Source organism: Janthinobacterium aestuarii, from assembly GCF_046113285.1.
Lineage (GTDB): Bacteria > Pseudomonadota > Gammaproteobacteria > Burkholderiales > Burkholderiaceae_D > Janthinobacterium.
This window is the reverse complement of the sequence record NZ_CP142524.1, coordinates 1,859,516-1,877,438: the sequence shown is the minus strand read 5'-3', so window position 1 is coordinate 1,877,438 and position 17,923 is coordinate 1,859,516. Positions and strand designations below refer to the sequence as shown.

General features: G+C 62.1%; 17 protein-coding genes and 4 tRNA genes. 5 read left to right on the top strand and 16 right to left on the bottom strand.

Annotated features, from left to right (window positions below):
* Positions 1-25 precede the first annotated feature (25 nt).
* Positions 26-865 (bottom strand): M15 family metallopeptidase, encoded by an 840-nt coding sequence (locus OX462_RS08415; RefSeq protein WP_070288797.1) that lies wholly within the window; start codon positions 863-865, stop codon positions 26-28.
* 138 nt (positions 866-1,003) lie between these two features.
* Between OX462_RS08415 and OX462_RS08410 the strand changes: the two genes are divergently transcribed.
* Complete coding sequence (locus OX462_RS08410; protein ID WP_409028172.1) at positions 1,004-1,708, top strand: hypothetical protein; 705 nt, start codon at positions 1,004-1,006, stop codon at positions 1,706-1,708.
* Positions 1,709-1,731: 23 nt separating this feature from the next.
* On the opposite strand, the gene OX462_RS08405 is transcribed toward OX462_RS08410, so the two are convergent.
* Positions 1,732-2,109: a VOC family protein gene (locus tag OX462_RS08405; RefSeq protein ID WP_070224162.1), complete on the bottom strand. Its 378-nt coding sequence runs from the start codon at positions 2,107-2,109 to the stop codon at positions 1,732-1,734.
* Positions 2,106-2,897 (bottom strand): alpha/beta fold hydrolase, encoded by a 792-nt coding sequence (locus OX462_RS08400; RefSeq protein WP_070224163.1) that lies wholly within the window; start codon positions 2,895-2,897, stop codon positions 2,106-2,108. The genes OX462_RS08405 and OX462_RS08400 overlap by 4 nt, the downstream gene beginning before the upstream one ends.
* A gap of 340 nt (positions 2,898-3,237) precedes the next feature.
* Between OX462_RS08400 and OX462_RS08395 the strand changes: the two genes are divergently transcribed.
* Positions 3,238-3,621 (top strand): hypothetical protein, encoded by a 384-nt coding sequence (locus OX462_RS08395; RefSeq protein ID WP_227742012.1) that lies wholly within the window; start codon positions 3,238-3,240, stop codon positions 3,619-3,621.
* 151 nt (positions 3,622-3,772) lie between these two features.
* On the opposite strand, the gene OX462_RS08390 is transcribed toward OX462_RS08395, so the two are convergent.
* Positions 3,773-3,848 (bottom strand) — tRNA-Asn (locus tag OX462_RS08390).
* A gap of 270 nt (positions 3,849-4,118) precedes the next feature.
* On the opposite strand from OX462_RS08390, the gene OX462_RS08385 reads away from it, so the two are divergent.
* Positions 4,119-4,826: a GntR family transcriptional regulator gene (locus tag OX462_RS08385; RefSeq protein WP_409028171.1), complete on the top strand. Its 708-nt coding sequence runs from the start codon at positions 4,119-4,121 to the stop codon at positions 4,824-4,826.
* A gap of 70 nt (positions 4,827-4,896) precedes the next feature.
* On the opposite strand, the gene OX462_RS08380 is transcribed toward OX462_RS08385, so the two are convergent.
* The 8 genes from OX462_RS08380 to OX462_RS08345 form a co-directional block, all read right to left on the bottom strand.
* Positions 4,897-6,195, bottom strand: a complete 1,299-nt coding sequence (locus OX462_RS08380) for an NCS2 family permease (RefSeq protein WP_409028170.1) — start codon at positions 6,193-6,195, stop codon at positions 4,897-4,899.
* Positions 6,196-6,294: 99 nt separating this feature from the next.
* Positions 6,295-6,696, bottom strand: a complete 402-nt coding sequence (locus OX462_RS08375) for a GtrA family protein (RefSeq protein WP_070224166.1) — start codon at positions 6,694-6,696, stop codon at positions 6,295-6,297.
* 143 nt (positions 6,697-6,839) lie between these two features.
* Positions 6,840-8,318 carry a c-type cytochrome gene (locus OX462_RS08370; RefSeq protein ID WP_409028169.1) on the bottom strand — a complete coding sequence of 493 codons (1,479 nt, stop codon included), beginning with the start codon at positions 8,316-8,318 and terminating at the stop codon, positions 6,840-6,842.
* Complete coding sequence (locus tag OX462_RS08365; RefSeq protein ID WP_070224167.1) at positions 8,315-9,973, bottom strand: GMC family oxidoreductase; 1,659 nt, start codon at positions 9,971-9,973, stop codon at positions 8,315-8,317. The genes OX462_RS08370 and OX462_RS08365 overlap by 4 nt, the downstream gene beginning before the upstream one ends.
* Positions 9,970-10,629: a sugar dehydrogenase complex small subunit gene (locus OX462_RS08360; protein ID WP_409028168.1), complete on the bottom strand. Its 660-nt coding sequence runs from the start codon at positions 10,627-10,629 to the stop codon at positions 9,970-9,972. The genes OX462_RS08365 and OX462_RS08360 overlap by 4 nt, the downstream gene beginning before the upstream one ends.
* A gap of 349 nt (positions 10,630-10,978) precedes the next feature.
* Positions 10,979-11,281 carry a hypothetical protein gene (locus OX462_RS08355; protein ID WP_205602266.1) on the bottom strand — a complete coding sequence of 101 codons (303 nt, stop codon included), beginning with the start codon at positions 11,279-11,281 and terminating at the stop codon, positions 10,979-10,981.
* A 137-nt stretch (positions 11,282-11,418) separates the two neighbouring features.
* A tRNA-Asn gene (locus OX462_RS08350) sits at positions 11,419-11,494 on the bottom strand.
* A 73-nt stretch (positions 11,495-11,567) separates the two neighbouring features.
* Complete coding sequence (locus OX462_RS08345; protein WP_070224169.1) at positions 11,568-11,894, bottom strand: Dabb family protein; 327 nt, start codon at positions 11,892-11,894, stop codon at positions 11,568-11,570.
* Between the two features lie 203 nt (positions 11,895-12,097).
* Here OX462_RS08345 and OX462_RS08340 point away from each other — a divergent pair, with 203 nt between their 5' ends.
* A complete protein-coding gene (locus OX462_RS08340; RefSeq protein WP_409028167.1) occupies positions 12,098-13,036 on the top strand; it encodes an alpha/beta fold hydrolase in 939 nt (312 codons plus the stop codon).
* Positions 13,037-13,048: 12 nt separating this feature from the next.
* On the opposite strand, the gene OX462_RS08335 is transcribed toward OX462_RS08340, so the two are convergent.
* From OX462_RS08335 to OX462_RS08320, 4 genes are all read right to left on the bottom strand, one after another.
* Positions 13,049-13,795: an alpha/beta hydrolase gene (locus OX462_RS08335; protein ID WP_070224170.1), complete on the bottom strand. Its 747-nt coding sequence runs from the start codon at positions 13,793-13,795 to the stop codon at positions 13,049-13,051.
* A gap of 186 nt (positions 13,796-13,981) precedes the next feature.
* Positions 13,982-14,057, bottom strand: a tRNA-Asn gene (locus tag OX462_RS08330).
* 136 nt (positions 14,058-14,193) lie between these two features.
* Positions 14,194-14,269: transfer RNA gene (locus tag OX462_RS08325), tRNA-Asn, on the bottom strand.
* A gap of 131 nt (positions 14,270-14,400) precedes the next feature.
* Positions 14,401-15,615, bottom strand: coding sequence for an amino acid aminotransferase (locus OX462_RS08320; RefSeq protein ID WP_175444695.1), 1,215 nt, complete (start codon positions 15,613-15,615; stop codon positions 14,401-14,403).
* A gap of 112 nt (positions 15,616-15,727) precedes the next feature.
* On the opposite strand from OX462_RS08320, the gene uvrB reads away from it, so the two are divergent.
* Positions 15,728-17,815: an excinuclease ABC subunit UvrB gene (gene uvrB, locus OX462_RS08315; RefSeq protein WP_070221947.1), complete on the top strand. Its 2,088-nt coding sequence runs from the start codon at positions 15,728-15,730 to the stop codon at positions 17,813-17,815.
* The last annotated feature ends 108 nt before the right edge of the window (positions 17,816-17,923 follow it).

Sequence of the window (17,923 nt, the reverse complement as noted above, 5' to 3'; positions counted from 1 at the left end):
GCGGCGCTAGAATGGCTGGCGCGGCTTACTTGCCCGGCCCGCGCGGTTGCGGCAATTCCGTGTGGCCAAAATCCATCATGGTCCAGCGCCCGCCCCAGCGCAGGCCTACCGATTCGGCCGTCACGCCATACAAACGGTAGCCGCGCATGGCCCAGGCATTTTTTTCAGAAATGATGAGCTTTCCTTCATGCATGAATGCGCAATCGGCGGCCAGGCCGTACTGGTGATAGCTTTGAAACGCCCTCGCGTTGGTCACGTTCGGGCCTGCCGCCGCCAGCTGGTCCTGGCGCGCGGGACTGCGGTAGCCTTCCAGCAAGACCATGTCGTAGCCATGCACCTCCTTCATGATCTTGAAGACCAGCAGCAGGCGCTGCGCGAAATCGTGGTCGAGCAATTGCCAGTTGCGGCTGGCGCCGCCCAGCAGCGGGCGCAGCTGCGTGACTTCGGCAGTGGAAAACAGCAGCGGCGGCAAGGTCGGTGGCGGTACCAGCTGTTCGCCCTTCAGCAAGTCGCTGACCTGGTCATTGATGACGTGTTGCTGGTCGGCATAGCCGCGCAGGGCGATGCGGTCGCTGGACAGCCAGGCCAGCAGCGGGGGCACGATGACCAGCACGCTGCCTGCCAGGCTCAGCCAGCGATGCCGCCACAGCAATTGCCAGGCGCGTGCCATGCCCGAGCCCGTGTGCTGCTGCACGCGCTGCCACTGCGCGCCGCCGCCCCGCTGCAGCCCTTGCGCGCGCCGCTGCATGCGCCAGCCCAGGTTGACGAGCGTATGCAGCACGATGGCGCGGCCGCCGGGAAACAGCAGCAGCCAGCAAGCGAGACAGGCGAGCAGGAAATACATCAGGACCAGGGCGACAAACATGGGGCGCTCCGTGACGGGAATCGGCGGGGCCGGCAATCCATTGCTCGGCGGTATCGTTAGATCGTAGGCGTCCGCGGCCCGCATGAGCGCGGTTTACATCAAGGTCAGTCGAATTTGATCCATTGCGGAGGTGATATTTTGTCTTTACTGAAAACCGGAGATGGCCAGGCGCGCGGTCCTGACCTGCTGAGCAAGGCCGGCGCGGCGGGCGCGCGCATCGAAGGCAAGGGCATCCTGTCGCAGCTCGAGCACGGCGCCGCCGCGCCCGCAGCCATGCCGGCCCCGCGCTGGCGCCCCGGCTGGCGGTACGGCGCCGCCGGCGCCCTGTGCCTGGCGGCGCTGATCATGGCCGTGCTTGCCTACGACACGGAGGTGCCGCCCCTGCCGCCGGCGCCCGCCACAGCCATGACCGAGATTCCGCCCGCGCCAGCAGCAACGGCGCTGCCGCACGCGGCACAGGCGGCCACCATCGTCAATACGGCGGCGCCGCCCTTGCCTGCTGCGGTCGCCGCCACAGCAAGCGCGCCGCCCAAGACGCCGCCGCCCGCGCGCCAGGCGGCCACCCGCCCACAGGGAGCGAAACCGGCCGCCGCATCCGGCGACAGCGACGTCGCCTTGCTCACGGCGATGGTCGCGCATGCGCACCGGCAGGAAGGCATGGCGCCGCCCGTGCGCGACGTGGTGCTGCACAGGCAGGAGCAGGAGCAGGGACAGGGACAGGAACAGGAACAGGACACGGCGGAACTGTTGCGGCGCTGTCAGCAGCTGGGCCTGATCGAAGGCATGCTGTGCCGTTCGCGCATCTGCTCGGGCCGCTGGGACAGCGATCCCGCCTGCCATTGAACGCCTGGGCGCCGCATGAAACCTCAGGCGCGCTCGGACACTTCGATCAGGTTACGGTCCGGGTCGCGCAGATACACGGAGCGGATGGGCCAATTGGCGCCCGTGCGGGACACTGGTCCTTCCTCGATGGCAATGCCCAGCGCCGCCAGATGGGCGATGAACACGTCCAGCGGCACGGCGGCGATGAAGCACAGGTCCAGCGCGCCGGGCGTGGGCAGGTCCGCCTTGGGCAGGAATTCCTTGCCGGCTTCATGCAGATTGATCTTTTGCGCGCCAAACTTGAAGGCATGGCGGCCGGTGCCGAACGTTTCCAGCTGCATGCCCAGCACGCGCGTATAGAAATCGATGCAGGCCGGTTTGTCGCGGGTGGTCAATACCAGGTGATCGAGGTGGTCTATCATATAGTTTTCGGGTGAGCGGCCGCGTCCATGCGGCCTTGCAAGAAACCTTCCATCAGCGCCAGCAATGCCTGCGGCTGCTCCTGGTGCGGCGTATGCCCGCACTGCTCGACCATGGCGGGCATGGCGTTGAGGGCCTGCGCCACGATCGTGTCGACCTGGGCCGCGCTGCCGTACTGGTCCTCGCTGCCCTGCACCACCAGCGCCGGGCATTCGACGGAAGGCAGCAGGTATTCGATGTTCCAGAACTGGAAACCGTAGCTGAGCCAGGTGTCCGACCAGGCCTTGAAGATCGATTCCGTCTTGTCGCCATGGTATTTCGCCAGCGCCCGCAGCTTGCCCGCGCCAAACGCCGCGTCCGCCACGCGGATGCCATCGAGCGTGATGCCTTCGACAAACACGTGCGCCGCCTCGGTAATGATGCCACGCAAGCGCGGCGGCTGCTGCGCCGCATAGATCAGGGCGATGCTGCCGCCATCGGAGTGGCCGACGAGAAAATGGTCCTGCCCCGGCAGCAGTGCCGCCAGCACTTGCGGCAGTTCGCACAGCGCATAGTCGTGCAAATAATGGAGTTGGCGCCGCGCCGCCAGCGGCGACGACCGCCCATAGCCATGACGGTCATACAGCAAGCCGCGGCACCCCGTCGCCTGGCATAGCTGCGCGGGAAAATCTTTCCACATCGCACAGCAACCGAGTCCTTCGTGCAGGAATACCAGGCAGGGCTTGACGGGGTCGCCTTCGATCAGTTCGTAATAGATATCGGTTTCGGCACTCAGGTTCAGTATCGGCATGGGCTAGGCTCGCAACGGGTTCCGTATCGGCAGGTCGGCTGGGCCTATTGTGCCATTGTCCCGCGCCGCATGCGTGGCGGCCCCGTAAAAATAGCCTGGGGGAAAATATCTTGCCGCCTGCTTGCAAGGTGTTTGCGCCAGCACAATCGCACGCCGCTTTTCCGGCGGCCCAGCGCGCTTTCCGCCCCCGCGTATGCCTAGAATGAATTACTCCAACAGCATGGAGCAGGCGGCTACCTTATCAGCCAGGACGTGACACTGGCCGTCACGGCAGCACAGATAGGGCGTCTTGCCGCACGACGACAGGCGCGGCGTCCAAACTATCGATCAGGAGTACATCATGGAAATGAAAGTAGAACATCGCACCGGCAGCAACCTGGCACTGGATGAAACCGATACGCCGATGGAGCAGGAAGGCCAAAGCGCCCAAGGCGCGGCCGCACAGGACTTGAACCTGAGTCCCGCTGCCTTCACCACCTACTATACGTGGACGGCCAATGGCGTGCATCCTTCGGTCAACTTCGCCAATGCCAATGTGCACGCCAATTCGCGCGTATTTCTCAATATCAGCGAATATGGCGCGAATCCCCAGGACCGTTTCATCGGCGCCGCCCGCATGGCCGTGTATAACATCGCGCCATACAACGGCGGCTTCCGCGCCTGGGTAGAAATCTCCTGGGGCAGCCCGCTCAAGGTGCGCTTCGACGTGTTTGTCGATCCCTGATCCGGGCATCATTGCGCGTGCCCCTGCCACCAGCGGAATGGCATCGCGCAGGCCGTTGATACACTGACGGGATGGCAAGCATGGATGAAAACCATGCGCACATGACAAAAGGGCCACGTGTTGCCACGTGGCCCTTTGCTGCTGCTTGTTCTGGCTCCCCGACCTGGACTCGAACCAGGGACCTGCGGATTAACAGTCCGTCGCTCTACCAACTGAGCTATCAGGGAAAGGAGGCCGAATTATATACGTCAAAATTTCCCATGTCCAGTCGTTACTACATGGTTGCTGCATGGCCAGCAAAACAGGCAGCCAGGGAACATGCCTCGCGAGGCGGCAGGCCCCGTCTGCGCGCCGCCAGGCAAGATAGTAGAATAGCCATGCCTTGCCGATACGCAAGGCCCACAACGGCATGCCGGCAGCGGGGCGTCAACCACGCCGCCGCGCGGACATGCGTTTGCAAGGTTCGCCTTGCCCCTGGCTGACTGCTCTTACCCGACATGACAGAATCAAGCGCAACCCTGGTAGACAAGGCCGGCAGCGGCGACAGCTCGGCAGAAATTGCCGAACATATGGCGGCCGCCATCGTGGCGCGCCAATTGCCGCCCGGCACGCGGCTGCGCGAAGAGGCGCTGTGCCGGCTGTATGGCGTCAGCCGCACCAAGATACGCGCCGCCCTGCTGATTCTCTCGAAAGACAAACTCATCCGCATGGTGCCCGACAAGGGCGCCTTCGTCAGCCAGCCCACCGAAGCGGAAGCGCGCGACATCTTTGCCGCGCGGCGCATCATCGAAGCGGCCCTGGCGCGCGAATTCGTCGCGCAGGCCAAACCTGCCGACTACAGGATGCTCGATCGGCACCTGAAAGCGGAACGCCTGGCGCTGGCGCAAGCGACGCCGCTGCGCTCGCAACTGCTGGGCGACTTCCACGTCTTGCTGGCCGATATCGCCGGCAACGCCGTTCTGCGCGACATCGTGCGCGAACTGGTGGGCCGCAGCTCGCTCATCACCATGCTGTACCAGTCGGGTCACGCGGCCGCCTGCTCGTGCGACGAACACGGCCGCTTTCTCGATGCGGCACGCAGCGGCAACGCCGATCTGGCGGCGCGCCTGATGGTCGAGCACCTGGCGCATGTGGAAGCGGCCTTGCGCTTCGACGGCAGCGCCGGCGACGCCAAAAAAGACCTGGTCGCCGCGCTGCTCATGTAAGCGGCGCCAAAAGCAAAAGGCCGCCCTGCTGATGCGCGGGCGGCCTTGTCACTGCTTGCAGGCAAACTTGCTATTCGCCCAGGTAGATAAACTTGAACAGGAAGATGGCGGCGATGATGTAGGCCACTACCGATACCTGCTTGCCCTTGCCCGTCAACAGTTTCAATACCGCATAGGTGATGAAACCAAAGGCCACGCCGCTGGCCACCGAATACGTAAACGGCATCATCAGCGCCGTGATGGCGGCCGGGATGCTTTCCGTGCTGTCATCCCAGTCGATATACGTCAGTTCGCGCAGCATCAGGCAGGCCACGTACAGCAGCGCGGGCGCCGTCGCGTACGGCGGCACCGTGTGCGCCAGCGGAGCAAAAAACAGGCTGCCCAGGAACAGCAGCGCGACGGCGACGGCCGTCAAGCCCGTACGTCCGCCCGCTTGCACACCGGCAGCGCTTTCGACGAAGGCGGTGGTGCTCGACGTGCCCAGGCAGGCGCCGGCGGCGATCGCCGTGCTGTCGGCCAGCAAGGCCTTGTTCATGCGTTCCATCTTGCCGTCTTTCAACAAGCCGGCACGGTTGGCCACGCCCATCAGGGTGCCCGTCGCATCGAACAATTCAACCAGGAAAAATACCAGCACCACGTTGACGATGCCGATCGACAGCGCGCCCATGATGTCGAGCTTGAACAGGGTCGGTTCGATGGCGGGCGGCGCCGAGACGATGCCGTTGAACTGGTTGCCGCCAAAGAAGAAGCTGGCGATGGTGATGGTGAGGATGCCGATCAGGATGGCGCCCGGCACTTTCAGGCGGTCCAGCGCGACGATGATGAAGAAACCGAGGATGGCCAGGATGGGCGCCGCCTGGTGCAAGTCGCCCAGCGCGATGATGGTGGCCGGGTTCGACACCACCACGCCGGCGCTTTTCAGCGAAATGATGGCCAGGAACAGGCCGATACCCACCGTGATCGCCGTGCGCAGCGCGGGCGGGATGCTGTTGATGATCATCTCGCGTATCTTGAACAGGCTGACCAGGATGAACAGGCAGCCGGAAATGAAGACGGCGCCCAGCGCTACTTCCCAGCTCATGCCCATGCCCTTGACCACCGCATACGAAAAATACGCGTTCAAGCCCATGCCCGGCGCCAGCGCGATCGGGTAGTTCGCGTACAGGCCCATGATCAGGGTGCCGATGGCGGCCGCCAGGCAGGTGGCGACAAACACGGCGTCTTTCGGCATGCCCGCGTCGCCGAGGATGGACGGGTTGACGAAGATGATGTAGGCCATCGTCAGGAACGTGGTCAGGCCGGCCAGCAGCTCCGTGCGCACATTGGTCCCGTTGTCCTTCAGTTTGAAATAGCGTTCCAGGAACTGCATGATTAACCCCTTGTTTTGGTAAAACCGCGCGCCTGGTCTTGGACTATGCGCATCTTTTTTTCTTGCAACAACTACTTACTTGCTTACTTGCTTACTTGATTACTTGCCTGGCGCGCCGGCCGGCTTGAAGGCCCACCAGCGGCTGCCCGCGAAATTCCAGACCAGCCCGATGCCCGTCGCCAGCACCTGCGCCAGCCAGTAATACCAGCCCAGCTGGTGTACCAGCAGCCACATCAGCCCCGTATTGATGCACCAGCCGATGCCCAGCAAGGTGAAATACTTGCTGGCCGCCTCGCCATGGCCCTTGTCGCTTTTAAACGTGAAAAAGTAATTCAGGAGGTAGTTGACGACGGAACCGAGGATGTAGCCGATGCCGGACGCGGCGGCGGCGCTGATGCCCGCCCATTCCACGCCACCCCACAGCACGCTGTATTGCACGGCCGTGCCGGAAGCGCCGACGGCGGCGAAACGCAAGAATTGGTGATGCAGGGAATGGGACATTGTCAATTTTCAAATGAACGATAGCAGGGTCGGGCCAGAATAAAAAATGGCTACGATTGCTCGTAACCATTTTTCAGCCTGCATTTTACTGCAAGTTGCGCCCAACGTTCATATTCGCCGCCGATACTCCACGGCTCCGATGCCTATTTCTTGACTTGACGGCGCCGGCGCAGCCACACAAACAGCGCGATCAGCAACAAGATGGCCGCGATGCCGCCCGGCAGCATGAACGGTTGCGCCCGCGCCAGCACGGGTTTTTCGCCGCCGCTGCGCGCCTGCGCCACGTAGGCAGGCGTCACCGACACCTCCGGGTTGCCGTACTGTTTCAGCACGTAATTGGCGATCGAAGCGATCTGCTCATCCGTCAAGGGCTGCACGTACGAGCGCTGGTCGAAGCGGGGCATGAACGCTTCGTGCTCTTCCCCTTCGATCTTGCGCTCGACGCCAAACAGGATGGCCGAGACCAGGTTGGCCGGCGTATTGCCGCCCGTCGCCGTGTTGTTGAACAGGGCCGGATAACTTTGCCCCGTGCTGCCGGTGCCGCTGGCCGAATGGCAGCTGGCGCAATAGCCGGAAAACAGCACGGCGCCGCTATTCAAGGAATGGCGCTCGGTGGCGCCGGCCATGCCGCGCAATGCCGCTTCCTCGCTGGCGGCGCTGCCATGGCTGAAGGCAGCCTTGGTCTGCCCCGGTGCGCGCACAGGCGGCACCGTGCGCAGCCAGGCGACGATGGCGGCCACGTCGTCGTCGCGCAAAAATTGCAGGCTGTTCTGGATGGCTTCGGCCATGCCGCCCGCCGCCTGCCCCTTGCCTTCCACGTGGCCCGTCTTCAGGTAGGCCGTGAGCTCCGCATCCGTCCACGCGCCGATGCCGCTGACCTTGTCGGACGTGATGTTCGGCGCATGCCAGGAGCCGAGCGCGGCACCCGCCAGGGTCTGGCTGCCGATTTCCGCCATCAGCGCGTTGCGCGGCGTATGGCAGGCGCTGCAGTGCGCCAGCCCTTCGGCCAGGTAGGCGCCGCGGTTGATCTGCGCGCTCTTTGCCGGATCGGGCACGAAGCGTTTATTGTCGAGGAACAAGGTGTTCCAGCCCAGCATGGACAGGCGCACATTGAACGGGAATGGCAGGGCCGTCTGGCGCGCCGGCTCGTCGACGGGTTTGACTGCCTGCATGAAGTAGTAATACAGGTCGCCCACGTCCGCATCCGTCAGCTGCGCATAGCTGGTGTAGGGCATGGCCGGATACAGATGACTGCCATCGGCGCGCACGCCTGCGCGCAGGGCGCGTGCAAAGTCGGCCTCCGTGTAATGGCCGATTCCGCCTTTTTTCGATGGCGTGATATTCGTGGCATAAATCGTGCCCAGCGGCGAATCGATGGCGTAGCCGCCCGCATACGGCTTGCCGCCCGCTGCCGTATGGCAGGCCATGCAATCGGCCGCGATGGCCAGGTAGCGGCCCCGCTCCAGCCGCGCATCGGGCTTGGCGGCTGTGCTTGCGGCCGGCGCGGCCGGACGGTCCGGCGTCAGGGTGACGGGCGGCGCCGGCGGCACAGGTGGTAAAGCACGCGCGGCCAGCGGCAAGCCGGCCGCCAGGGTCAGGCCCAGCAAGAAACGGCGCATCATGCTGCCTCCCTTGCCAGGGTGCGGGCGATGTCGTCGGCCGCGCGCAAGCCGAGCGCAGCCATGCTGAGGGTCGTGTTGACGACGCTGGCCGACGGCATGGCGCCGCCGCCCGGCAGCCACAGGTTGGCGTGGTCGTGGGCGCGGCAATTGCCGTCGACCACGGAGTCAAGACGGTTACTGCCCATGATGACGCCGCCCATGATGTGGTTATTCGCATTCAGGCTGTCGGTGATATGGAATTCCACGGCGCCGAACAGCTTGCCGATGTGTTCGAGCTGCGCATGCGCGGCCTTCGCGCCATCGCGCACGTAATCGCCTACGTCATAGTAGATGTCGGGACAGGCCAGGCCCAGCGGGTCCTTGCGCGTCTTGCTCAAGGTCAAGCGGTTGTGCGCTTCGGGCAGCGGTTCCAGGCTGATCGACAGGTCCACGCCGAACGCGGCGCGGCGGCGGATCTCGTCGTCGAGGTCCTTGCCCACCAGGCCCAGCTTCAATGACTGCTGCGTTGCAGGTCCCACCCTGGTGATATTGTTCAAGATCATCTTGTTGGCCGAATACTGCGCGCGGAAGGCGCCGTCGCGCGGGCCCACCAGGCAGCTGCTTTGCGCGGGGCCACGGCCCGTCCAGATCGGTTCATTGGCCAGGAAGGTACAGTGGAAACCCGAGTGGTCCATCATGTTGCGGCCGACCTGGTCCGAACTGTTGGCGATGCCGTTCGGATTATTCTGGTTCGCCGCCAGCAGCAGCAAACGCGGCGTTTCGATGCCGTTGCAGGCGATGACGAAGGCCTTGCCCGTCGCCATGTGCGACTGTTTCTTGGCGTCATACCAGTGCACGGCCGTGACACGGTTGTTCTGGTCCGTGTCGATGCGGTAGACGACGGCCTCGGCCAGCACGCCAGCGCCTTTCAGCTCGGCACGCTCCACGTGGTGGATGCCGTTGTACATGGCGCCGATGGGGCAGATCGGCTGGCAATTGTTATTGCCGCAGCACGTGGGACGGCCCTGCCATGGGCGCGTCGAACGCCCTTGCGGAATCGGCACGGAACGGTAGCCGTGCGGGTTGACCACTTCGGCGAAGCGCTTGTCGCCATAGCCCCAGGGAACCATGTCCATCGGGTACGGCGCGCTGCGCTCGCTGGGCGACTGCAAGGCGGGATCGTTGGGGCCGGCCACGCCCATTTCCTGCTCGGCGCGGCAATAGTAGGGTTCCAGTTCCTCATAGGAAATGGCCCAGTCGCGCCCGACGCCGTAATCGCTCTTCATGCGCATGTCCGACGGCAAATGGCGCCAGCACGACGCGGCCCAATGCCAGGTCGTGCCGCCCACCGTGCGCAGATAGCCCTGCTGGAAACTGCTGCCGCTGGGACCGGACAATTCCACATAGTTATTCTTCGGGAAATACAGGGGCGCGGGCGCATTGTCCGCCTGCGGATACAGGCCCTGGAAGTCGGAACCGACGCGGTTCTCGAACGGCATGTTGCGCCAGTTTTCCACGGCTTGTCCCCGCTCGATGCGCAGGCCCGCTTCCAGCATGATCACGGAATGGCCTTGCGCGGCCAGCTGGTCGGCCATCATGGCGCCGACGACACCCGTGCCGACGATGACGACATCGGCGACGACGTCGCCATTACTCTTGAATTGGGGGGATTTCATTTCGCTTGCTTGCCTTTCAGTTCGGGAGTGCCGGTGGTGGCCGGGGCCGGTACGGGTTTGGGCGCCACGGGCGCGGAGACGCGCACGGCCGGCGGCGCCTTCAGCCACCACAGGGGGCCGTAATTGCAATAGGTCGGCACGACCTGGCCATCGGCCACCGTGCGGTACATCAAGGCTTCCGCATACGCGACGACGATGGACTTCGTGCCCTGCTCAGCATGGCCGGCGACGGTGCCCGTGTACCAGGCGGCAACGATGGCCAGCGCCAGCTCGCGCAAGCCCGCATCGGCGGCGCTGGCGGCGGCCAGCAGCGCCTTGGCTTCCTGGCCCGTGACGAGCAGCGCGCCCAGTTGCGGCAAGCGCTCGGCGAAGCCGGGCACGTTCGTGCGCATGGCTTGCTCGATGCGCGCCGCCGTCGCGGCGGACAGGTCGCGGTGGCCCGTGATGGTTTGCGACAAGGTGTAGAACAGCATCGTGGCAGGCGCCAGGCCGGGCGCCGGAGCGCTGGCTGGCGCCGGCATGGCGGCCGAGAGCGGATTGCTCCAGAAACCGGCCTGCGCCAGCAAGGCGGCCAGGCCGATCAGGGCGTGGCGGCGGCTGATCCGGGGAAGGGATGAAACGGATGTTGCAGATGGTTCGCTGCCTGGATAGTTCATGAGACTCCCGCAAGACTTGTTGTTTTATTGACTTCGATGATTGCGCCACATTGCATTTGCGCATAAATGGAACCGGTTCCACATTATCCTACAGAAGTAAATTGTCTGCCAATGTAGTATTACTATTGAGAATTTGCCCTGCGCGATGCCGGCATGGATGCCGGCTGGCTGCCCAGCAAGAACATGTGCTGGCCAGGGGCGAGATAGCGGCATCGCACGAGGGTGACGCCCGGCGATATCGATGGCCATACGGGCCTCGTGCCGGTCAGGCTGTACCACGATTTATGGGGCCGCTTGGGCATCAGCCCCTATGCTGGCACAGCTGCAGGCGCTGCGCAGGGGGCAATGGTCACGGCGCCGCGGCATTTTCCTCGCGCCACTTGCGCACCATCTCGCTGCTGATTTCGCGTTCGTAGCAAATGGGGGCATAACCGCCCTTCCTGCTCCATGCGCTGCGTCCTCCGCAAGCGCTGCCATTCTTGGCGGCATGGTAGGGACAGGGGCAGCGCCCCGGATAGGCGGCAATCGATTCGGCGATGATCTGCTGCTTGACCTTCGCTTCGGACAAGGGCTGGCGTCCCTGGCCGCCGGCAAGGGGCGCATAGACGATGCCGGCGGCCAGCATCAGCACCAGGGCGCAGATATTCTTCATGGGAAGGCTTGTGTTCCTCGAGAGGCGGCAAATATGCCCTGCAAGTATGACAGATGCTTTTCGACACATCTGCGTGCAATGTCACAATGCAAAAAGCCCAACCGTAATGGCTGGGCTTTTCGATACTGCTGATGTTCTGGCTCCCCGACCTGGACTCGAACCAGGGACCTGCGGATTAACAGTCCGTCGCTCTACCAACTGAGCTATCAGGGAAAAGAGGCCGCATTCTATAGCGCAAATTTTCAGTTGTCCAGATTTACGCGAAAAAAATTATGCGCGGCATACCTCAGCCCGGATTTTCCTGCGGATGATAGTCGAACACGAGTACGCGGCCCAGCCATGGTTTAAGCAGCTCGACAAAAGCCTGGTGCGCGGCATGGGTCAGATACGCATCGCGCGCGCCCGTATCGGCAAAACTCAAGCTGAAGCAATCGGTAAAGCCGTCATCGAGGCCTTCCGGGCTGACGTTCGGCCCCCACTCGAATTGCAGCACGCCGGGGATGCGATGTTTAAGCTGGGAAAATTCATAGACCAGCTCGGCATGCTTGGCCGGTGTGATGTCCTCAAGAAAATCACAGAGAACGATATGGCGCAACGGGATAGAACAGGTCATGGTGGCAACTCTCCTATGGGGTTGCATTCAGGATAGCGCAAAACGGGAAAAGACACAGGCCGCAGCCCGCCATGGCGCCACTGCGGACGCGCTGCAGATATTTTTCATATGCAACATATTATTCGGATAACATCCTACATGGACACCCCATACCTGCCAGCAACCATCCATACCAGCCCATGACAAAAAACAGCATAATGGCCATGTTATTCATCGCCTTGATTCCATTTTATGCATGTAAAGCACAACCCGTTCCGCTTGTCATCGACGTGCTGCTGACTCCCGACATTGGCGGGATAAAGCAGTTTGTGGAAATCAAAACAGATGACTCCAACAAGCCTGCTCTTCTCTTTCTATCGGGCGGGCCGGGAAGTTCGATGATGAAGAATGCGGATGCGTTTACCGCCATCCTGAAAAAGAGATTTACGCTTGTGCAATGGGACCAGCGCGATGCAGGAAAAACCCTGAAACTGAATCCTTCGCCAAGCCAACCTTCCGTCGCGCAGATGGAGCAGGACACGTACCAGGTCATCACGTTTCTACAAAAAGAGCTCAAGCAGGAAAAAATATACTTGCTGGGCAGTTCCTGGGGCAACGTCCTGGGCTTTTATATCGTCAAGCATCATCCGGAACTGCTGCATGCCTATTTCGCGTCCAATCCTGTCGTGAGCCAGCTGGAAAGCGAGAAAGAATTGCTGAAAACCTTGAAAGTGCATTTCAAGGACAATGCCGTCGCCAGCCAGGAACTGGACAGCGTCAGTTTCCCGTTTGCAAGTGACGAAAGCATGTTTTATTTAAGGAAATGGCTTTTTTACAAGGATGGCAAGGAATTTGCCACAAGCGAGGGCTTCAAGACGGGCTTTCTTCAATGGTCGAAAACCTGGTCGCCAGTCTGGAACGAGGTCATGAACATCGATCTGCCCAGGACCTTGAAGAGCGTTGACTGCCCCGTGTATTTCTTCGTCGGCAAAAACGATATCCAGACCTCGACCAGGATCACGCAAGCGTATTTTGAAACATTGAAGACGCCAAAGAAGGGGCTGTTTTTCTTTGACCATTCCGGGCATCAAATTCACCAGGATGAACCGGTGCAGTTCCAGGAAGCCATCATCAAGACATTGGATGCGGCGCCGAAGTCCTGATACGACGCCCCGTCACGGGACACCAATCCCGGAAGCGGACAGGCTGGCCTGGTCGCCGGCAATGCCGGCGGCGGCCTTGCGGATCAGCGTCGCCACCGCATGGGCTTGCGAAATGTAAATGGCATGGCTGCCGGCGACTTCGACCACCTTCGAGCCCGCGCGTTCGGACATCTTGCGTTGCATCGCCGGCGCAATCATCTTGTCCTCAGTCGCCACCAGGTACCAGCTGGGCTTGCTCCTCCACGCTGGCGCGCTGACCACGCCGGTCAGCGCGGCCACTCCCCAGGGCACTTGCGATACCGCCATGAAGCGGGCCTTGTCCCTGGGCACATCGGCCGCGAAGGCGGCCGCAAACTTTTTCTGGTCGAGCAACAGGAAGCCATAGTGCGGCGGCAAGATCGGCGGCACCGGTGCGCCAGGCGGGGCATTCTTCAGCAAGGAATCGACGGACTCGCCTTGATCCGGCACAAACGCCGCGATGTAGACCAATGCCTTGACCTTGGGATCGTTCCCCGCTTGCGTGACCACGGCACCGCCATACGAATGACCAACGAGGACCACGGGACCCGGCGACGCGGCGATGACCCGTCCGGTCGCGGCCACATCGTCCGCCAGCGATAGCGTTGGGTTTTGCACAATGGCAACGTGACAACCCTCGTCACGCAGCGCCCGGTAAACGGCTTCCCAACCCGACCCGTCGACAAAACCGCCATGCACGAGCACGATCGTTGCCGACCCAACACTTGTGACCTCATCCATTTCAGCCCCTCCAGGAAGTTGAAGGCGATGACAGGCCTGCCGGCGCCTTGTCGCCTCCAGCATAGCGCCGGGTGCCTGGCGGCCTATGCGCGGGATCAAGAGTGATGACACGGATGCCTCATGCAGGCTCTGAAACGCGAAAAGCCCAACCGGTGAAGGCTGGGCTTTTCGATACTGCTGATGTTCTGGCTCCCCGACCTGGACTCGAACCAGGGACCTGCGGATTAACAGTCCGTCGCTCTACCAACTGAGCTATCAGGGAAAAGAGGCCGTATTATATAGGGCAAGCAAGCACATGTCCAGATTCCCCCAGGGAAATTTCTATTCCGGACAGCAGCTGCCCGCCGACAGCGCAAAAACAAAAAAGGCCACGTTTTTCAACGCGGCCTTTCGAATTCTGGCTCCCCGACCTGGACTCGAACCAGGGACCTGCGGATTAACAGTCCGTCGCTCTACCAACTGAGCTATCAGGGAAAAGAGGCAATATTATATGTCGCTTGTTCCATATTTGCAAGATGGATACTGCATCTTCACAAACACGGCCAGCGCCGACTTTCTATTGCCATCCGCGCCACACTTGCATGCAGCGCCGAAGAAGCAAGATCTTAAAGCACTTTGGCGATCGCGTCAATAACGATGTCGATGTTGCGCGAATTCAATGCTGCCACGCAGATACGGCCCGTGTCGACGGCGTAGATCGATTGCTCGCGCAGGGAAGCCACTTGTTCCTTGCTAAGGCCCGAGTACGAGAACATGCCGATTTGCTGGCGCACAAATTCGAAGTCGTGGCCTGGCGCCTTGGCTTTCAGCTTTTCCACGAAGGCATTGCGCATTTCGCGGATGCGCACGCGCATGCCGGCCAGTTCCTCTTCCCACAGCTGGCGCAGTTCCGGCGTGGCCAGGACGGTGGCGACCACCTTGCCGCCGTGGACTGGCGGGTTCGAGTAGTTGGTGCGCACGACGCGTTTCAATTGCGACAGCAGGCGGGCCGCTTCATCGGCGCTGGCGGCGACGACGCTCAGCGCGCCCACGCGCTCGCCGTACAGCGAGAACGATTTCGAGAACGAGTTCGACACCAGCAGCGGGCCGCCCGCGTCGGCAAAGCGGCGCACCACGGCGCCGTCTTCGGCGATGCCGTTGGCGAAGCCTTGATAGGCCATGTCCAGGAACGGCACCAGGCCGCGCGACGTGACGACGGCGATGATCTGGTCCCACTGGGCCACGCTCAGGTCGGCGCCGGTCGGGTTGTGGCAGCAGGCGTGCAGCACGACGATGGAACCGGCCGGCATGGCGTTCAGGCTGGCCAGCATGCCGTCGAAGTTCACGCCATGGGTGACGGCATCGTAGTAGGTGTAGTTATTCACAACGAAACCGGCGTTCTCGAACAGCGCGCGGTGGTTTTCCCAGCTCGGGTCGCTGATGTAGACCTGGGCACCCGGCGCGAAGCGCTGCAGGAAGTCGGCACCGATCTTCAGTGCGCCCGTGCCGCCGATCGCTTGCACGGTGATGGCGCGGCGCTCTTGAATTACGGCGCTATCGGCGCCAAATACGAGTTCTTGCACCGCCTTGTCGTAGGCAGCGAGGCCTTCGATCGGCAGATAGGTGCGTGGGGCGGCCTGTTCGATCAGGATGGCTTCCGCCTTGCGTACGCAAGCTAACAGAGGCACTTTACCGTTGTCGTCATAATAGACGCCAACGCCCAGATTGATTTTGGCGGGATTCTGGTCCGCGTTAAATGCTTCGGTGATGCCCAGGATCGGGTCGCGTGGGGCCATCTCGATGGCGCTAAACAGACTGGCAGAAACAGTTGGGTTCGTCATGATAAGATTGGATTCGATTGGAAGCAGGTTCACAGCGGAGTTGTAGACAGCGCCCCGAAATACAACGCCAGGGCCGCCAGCAGAGCACTATTCTAACAAAGGTCTGATTCACATGCCCGAATTATCTACCGCCAGCGAGGCGGAAAGCGCAATTATCTCTTTCCCGGACTCCCCCTTCAAGCTGCACCAGCCCTTCCCTCCGGCCGGCGATCAGCCCACGGCAATCGACCAGCTGTCAGAGGGGATTGCCGACGGACTGGCCTTCCAGACCCTGCTGGGCGTGACCGGTTCGGGCAAGACCTACACCATGGCCAACGTCATCGCGCGCATGGGCCGGCCCGCCATCGTCTTCGCGCCGAACAAGACCTTGGCGGCGCAGCTGTACAGCGAGTTCCGCGACTTTTTCCCGCAGAACGCCGTCGAATACTTCGTCAGCTACTACGATTACTACCAGCCCGAAGCCTACGTGCCGCAGCGCGACCTGTTCATCGAAAAGGACTCGTCGATCAACGAGCATATCGAGCAGATGCGTTTGTCGTGCACCAAATCGCTGATGGAGCGGCGCGACGTCATCATCGTCGCCACCGTCTCGGCCATCTACGGTATCGGCAATCCGAACGAATACCACCAGATGATATTGACCCTGCGCGTCAAGGACAGGGTCGCCCAGCGCGACGTCATCGCGCGCCTGATCCAGATGCAGTACACGCGCAACGAGGTCGATTTCGGCCGCGGCACCTTCCGCGTGCGCGGCGACACGATCGACATCTTCCCCGCCGAGCATGCGGAGCTGGCCGTGCGCCTGGAAATGTTCGACGACGAGATCGAATCGATCCAGCTGTTCGACCCGCTGACGGGCCGCGTACGGCAAAAGATCCCCCGCTTCACCGTGTACCCGGGTTCGCACTACGTCACGCCCCGCTCCACCGTGCTGCGCGCCGTCGAGACCATCAAGGACGAGCTGCGCGAGCGCCTCGAGTTCTTCCGCAAGGAAAATAAACTGATCGAGGAGCAGCGGCTGGAACAGCGCACGCGCTTCGACCTGGAAATGATGGCGGAGATCGGTTTCACCAAGGGCATCGAGAACTACTCGCGCCATCTGAGCGGCGCGCTGCCCGGCGAACCGCCGCCGACCCTGGTCGATTATTTACCGCCCGACGCATTGATGTTCCTCGACGAGTCGCACGTGCTGACGGGCCAGCTGAGCGCCATGTACAACGGCGACCGCTCGCGCAAGACGAACCTGGTCGACTACGGTTTCCGCCTGCCGTCGGCGCTCGACAACCGGCCCTTGAAATTCGAGGAATTCGAACAGAAGATGCGCCAGACCGTGTTCGTCTCGGCCACGCCGGCCGAATACGAAAAGACCCATTCTGACCAGGTGGTCGAACAGGTCGTGCGCCCGACCGGCCTGGTCGACCCGCAGATCATCGTGCGTCCGGCCAGCAGCCAGGTGGACGACCTGATGTCGGAAATCGTCGAGCGCATCAAGAAGGACGAGCGCGTGCTGGTGACCACCCTCACCAAGCGCATGTCCGAGCAATTGACGGAATACCTGGGCGACCATGGCATCAAGGTGCGCTACCTGCACAGCGATATCGAAACGGTGGAGCGCGTGGAAATCCTGCGCGACCTGCGTCTGGGCACCTTCGACGTGCTGGTGGGGATCAACCTGCTGCGCGAGGGCCTGGACTTGCCGGAAGTATCGCTGGTCGCCATCCTCGACGCGGACAAGGAAGGCTTTTTGCGCTCCGAACGCAGCCTGATCCAGACCATCGGCCGCGCCGCGCGTAACCTGAACGGCACGGCGATTTTGTACGGCGACCGCATCACGGACTCCATGCGCCGCGCCATCGACGAGACGGAACGCCGCCGCGCCAAGCAGATCGCCTTCAATACGGCCAACAACATCATCCCGATCGGTGTGAAGAAATCGATCCGCGAAATGATCGACGGCGTCTACAGCCCGCAGGAAGCGCGCGAGACCCTGCAGGTGGCGCAGGAAGCGGCGAAATTCGAAGCGATGAGCGAGAAACAGGTCAGCAAGGAAATCAAGCGCCTGGAAAAACTGATGGTCGACCACGCCAAGAACCTGGAGTTCGAAAAGGCGGCGCAAGTGCGCGACCAGCTGCACATCCTCAAGCAGCAGCTGTTCGGCGCGCCCGGCACCGACAATGTGGCGTCGATACTGGGCAAATAAGCCCCACGCGCTGGCATGGCGCAGGTCGGATTAGCTGGCTGACAGGCCAGCGCAATCCGACATCAGCACTTAAACCAACGCCAGCAATATTGTCGGATTACGCGGCGT